The organism is Microbacterium sp. (assembly GCF_049661145.1).
GTDB lineage: Bacteria > Actinomycetota > Actinomycetes > Actinomycetales > Microbacteriaceae > Microbacterium.
In genome coordinates this window covers 1-3,307 of the sequence record NZ_JBASZT010000027.1, presented here as the reverse complement: position 1 = coordinate 3,307, position 3,307 = coordinate 1, and the positions used below count along the sequence as shown (strand labels likewise).

Annotated in this window: 3 protein-coding genes and 1 pseudogene; all 4 read left to right on the top strand. The window is 72.3% G+C overall.

Translation table 11 applies throughout. The features are described 5' to 3' along the window. A pseudogene (locus tag WBP48_RS01320) lies at positions 1–407 on the top strand (hypothetical protein); the annotation flags it as partial. A 4-nt stretch (positions 408–411) separates the two neighbouring features. After that, complete coding sequence (purN, locus tag WBP48_RS01315; protein WP_424434924.1) at positions 412–1,005, top strand: phosphoribosylglycinamide formyltransferase; 594 nt, start codon at positions 412–414, stop codon at positions 1,003–1,005. Between the two features lie 30 nt (positions 1,006–1,035). Next, positions 1,036–2,640: a bifunctional phosphoribosylaminoimidazolecarboxamide formyltransferase/IMP cyclohydrolase gene (gene purH, locus WBP48_RS01310; protein ID WP_424434921.1), complete on the top strand. Its 1,605-nt coding sequence runs from the start codon at positions 1,036–1,038 to the stop codon at positions 2,638–2,640. A gap of 239 nt (positions 2,641–2,879) precedes the next feature. After that, positions 2,880–3,307: bifunctional transcriptional activator/DNA repair enzyme AdaA (locus WBP48_RS01305; protein WP_424434918.1), on the top strand; the 428-nt coding region annotated here is incomplete at its 3' end.

Below are 3,307 nucleotides of genomic sequence, written 5' to 3'. Positions count from 1 at the left end.
TGCCTGACGGGCTGGTCGCGCCCGAGGTCCGCGCGGAGCCCCCTCGCGCGGCGACGCCCCCCGTGGCGGGCCGTCCCACGGCGGATCGCCGCTCGGCGGACCTTCTCGCTGCGCCGTCGATCCCGGCGGACGAGATGCCGACGGAGCCTCTCGAGCCGCTCGAGCCGAAGTTCCTGCGCGACGAGTCGGCGAGCCTGCCCGAGCCGTCCGTACCCGAGCCGTCTCTGCCCGGGCCGTCCGTGCCCGAGCCGTCCGTGCCCGGACCGTCTCAGCCCGGGCCGTCTCAGCCCGGGCCGTCTCAGCCCGCGCCGTCCGTGCCCGAGCCCTCCGAGGCCCCCGCACCCGAGCCCGCCGAGTCACCCCAGCCGCCCCCGCCGGAGGACGATCCGCGCGCCCCGGTAGACTGACCGGGTGCTGAGGGTCGCCGTTCTCATCTCGGGCACCGGATCCAACCTCCGAGCCCTTCTCGAAGCCGCCGCCGACCCCGAATACCCCGCGCGCGTCGTCGCCGTCGGTGCCGACCGGCAGGCCGACGGATTCGCGCACGCCGAGGCCTTCGGCATCCCGACGTTCCTCGTCCCGTTCCGCGGGTTCGAGACCCGCGAGGAGTGGGGTCGCGAACTGCAGGCCCAACTCGAGGTGTGGGCTCCCGACCTCGTCGTGCTGAGCGGGCTGATGCGGTTGCTGCCGGCATCCGTCGTCGATGTCTGGGCGCCGCGCCTCATCAACACCCACCCCGCCTACCTGCCGGAGTTCCCCGGCGCGCACGGCGTGCGCGACGCCCTCGCCGCCGGGGTCACCGAGACGGGGGCGAGCGTCATCGTCGTCGATGGTGGCATCGACACCGGCCCGATCATCGCCCAGGAGCGGGTGCCGGTGCTGCCCGGCGACACCGAGCAGACCCTCCACGAGCGCATCAAGCCCGTCGAGCGGCGTCTGCTGATCGAAGTCGTCCGGGGCATCGCGACCGGCGAGGTCGCCCTGCCCGCGCCCGAATCCGTCTGAGTTCCTCGAATCCCGAACCTGGAGTCCTGCATGGCCGGTCCCACCATCGATCCCACCCGCTACCGCGCTCGCGACATCATCCCCGTCCGCCGCGCGCTCATCTCGGTGAGCAACAAGACCGACCTCGTGCCGTTGGCGCAGGCCCTGGATGCCGCCGGGGTCGAGATCGTGTCGACGGGCGGCTCCGCCGCGATCCTGCGCGAGGCCGGGATCGCGGTGAAGGACGTCTCGGAGGTCACCGGCTTTCCGGAGTCGCTGGACGGCAGGGTCAAGACCCTCCACCCGAGCGTCCACGCGGGCCTGCTCGCCGACCTGCGGCTGGAGGACCACGAGGCGCAGCTGGCTGACCTCGGCATCCACCCCTTCGAGCTCGTCGTCGTGAACCTCTATCCCTTCGTCGAGACGGTGGCATCCGGGGCGACGGGCGACGCGGTCGTCGAGCAGATCGACATCGGCGGGCCGGCGATGGTGCGCGCGTCGGCCAAGAACTTCGCGAACGTCGCGATCGTCGTCTCGCCCTCGGCATACCCGGCGATCATCGAGGCGATCGGGCAGGGCGGCACCTCGCTCGCGCAGCGTCGCGAGCTCGCCGCGCGCGCGTTCACCCACACCGCCGAGTACGATCGCGCCGTCGCGACCTGGTTCGCCGGGCAGACGCTCGAGGACGAGCACCTGCCGCAGCACCTCACGATCCGTGCCGAGCGCCTGTCGACCTTGCGCTACGGCGAGAACTCGCACCAGCGCGCCGCGATCTACACCCGCGCCGGCGGACACGGCATCGCGCAGGCCGAGCAGTTGCAGGGCAAGGAGATGTCGTACAACAACTACGTCGACGCCGATGCGGCCCTGCGTGCCGCGTTCGACATGGTCAAGCCGACCGTCGCGATCATCAAGCACGCGAACCCCTGCGGCATCGCGATCGGCGCACCCCACGCGCTCGACCCGATCGCGTCGGCGCATCTGCGCGCGCACGAGTGCGACCCGGTGTCGGCGTTCGGCGGCGTGATCGCGGCGAACCGCACCGTCACGCTGAAGATGGCGGAGAACCTGCGCGACATCTTCACGGAGGTCATCGTCGCCCCGGAGTTCGAGCCCGAGGCGCTCGAGGTCTTCCGCCTCAAGAAGAACCTGCGGGTGCTGCGCCTGCCCGCCGACTGGCGGCAGGAGCCGATGGACGTGCGGCTGCTGTCGGGCGGGCTGCTGCTGCAGGATGCCGACCGGTTCCCGCCCGAGATCGAATCCCTCGTCGACGGGTGGGAGCTCGTCACCGGCGAGATGCCCGCCGACTCCGAGAAGGGCAACCTCGCGTTCGCGTGGAAGGCGTGCCGCGCCGTGAAGTCGAACGCGATCGTGCTCGCGCAGGCGTCGGCGACCGTCGGCATCGGCATGGGGCAGGTCAACCGCGTGGACTCCTGCCGGCTCGCCGTCGAGCGCGCGGGCGAGCGCGCGGCGGGGTCGGTCGCGGCATCCGACGCGTTCTTCCCGTTCGCCGACGGGCCGCAGGTGCTGTTGGATGCCGGGGTGAGCGCGATCGTCCAGCCCGGTGGCTCGGTGCGCGACCAGGAGGTCATCGCGGCGGCGCAGGATGCCGGGGTCACCATGTTCTTCACGGGAGAGCGCCACTTCTTCCACTGACGCGGTGGGGCGGTTGCGCGGCGCGGCGGGGGGCTCACCGCCACCCCTCCGCGAGAGAACAACTCAGCGCCGAGAGAACGGGTGATACCCGTTCTCTCGGCCGCCCATTGTTCTCTCGCGGGCGATGGTGCCCGTTGTTCTCTCGCGGGCGATGGTGGCCGATGCGCGGGGCGACCGAGCCGCACTGCGATGTCCGAAAACCGCGAGCGGATGCCGAGGCGCGATGGCAGGCTGGAGACATGCCCACCGCCGCGATGACCTTCGAGGAGCGCTACCGCGCGATCGAGGCCCGCGACGCGCGGTTCGACGGGCAGTTCGTGACGGCGGTGCGCTCGACCGGGATCTACTGTCGGCCGAGTTGCCCGGCCCGCACGCCCAAGCCCGGCAACGTCACGTTCTACCCGACGTCGGCGGCGGCGCACGAGGCCGGCTACCGCGCCTGCAAGCGCTGCCTCCCCGAGGCTGCGCCCGGTTCGCCGGAGTGGAACCTGCGCGGTGATGTCGCGGGCCGTGCCATGCGTCTCATCGCCGACGGCGTCGTCGAGCGCGAGGGTGTGCCGGGGCTCGCCGCGCAGCTGGGGTACTCGTCACGACACCTCACGCGGCTGCTGCGGGCCGAGCTCGGCGCCGGTCCGCTCGCGCTCGCCCGGGCGCAACGCGCGCACAC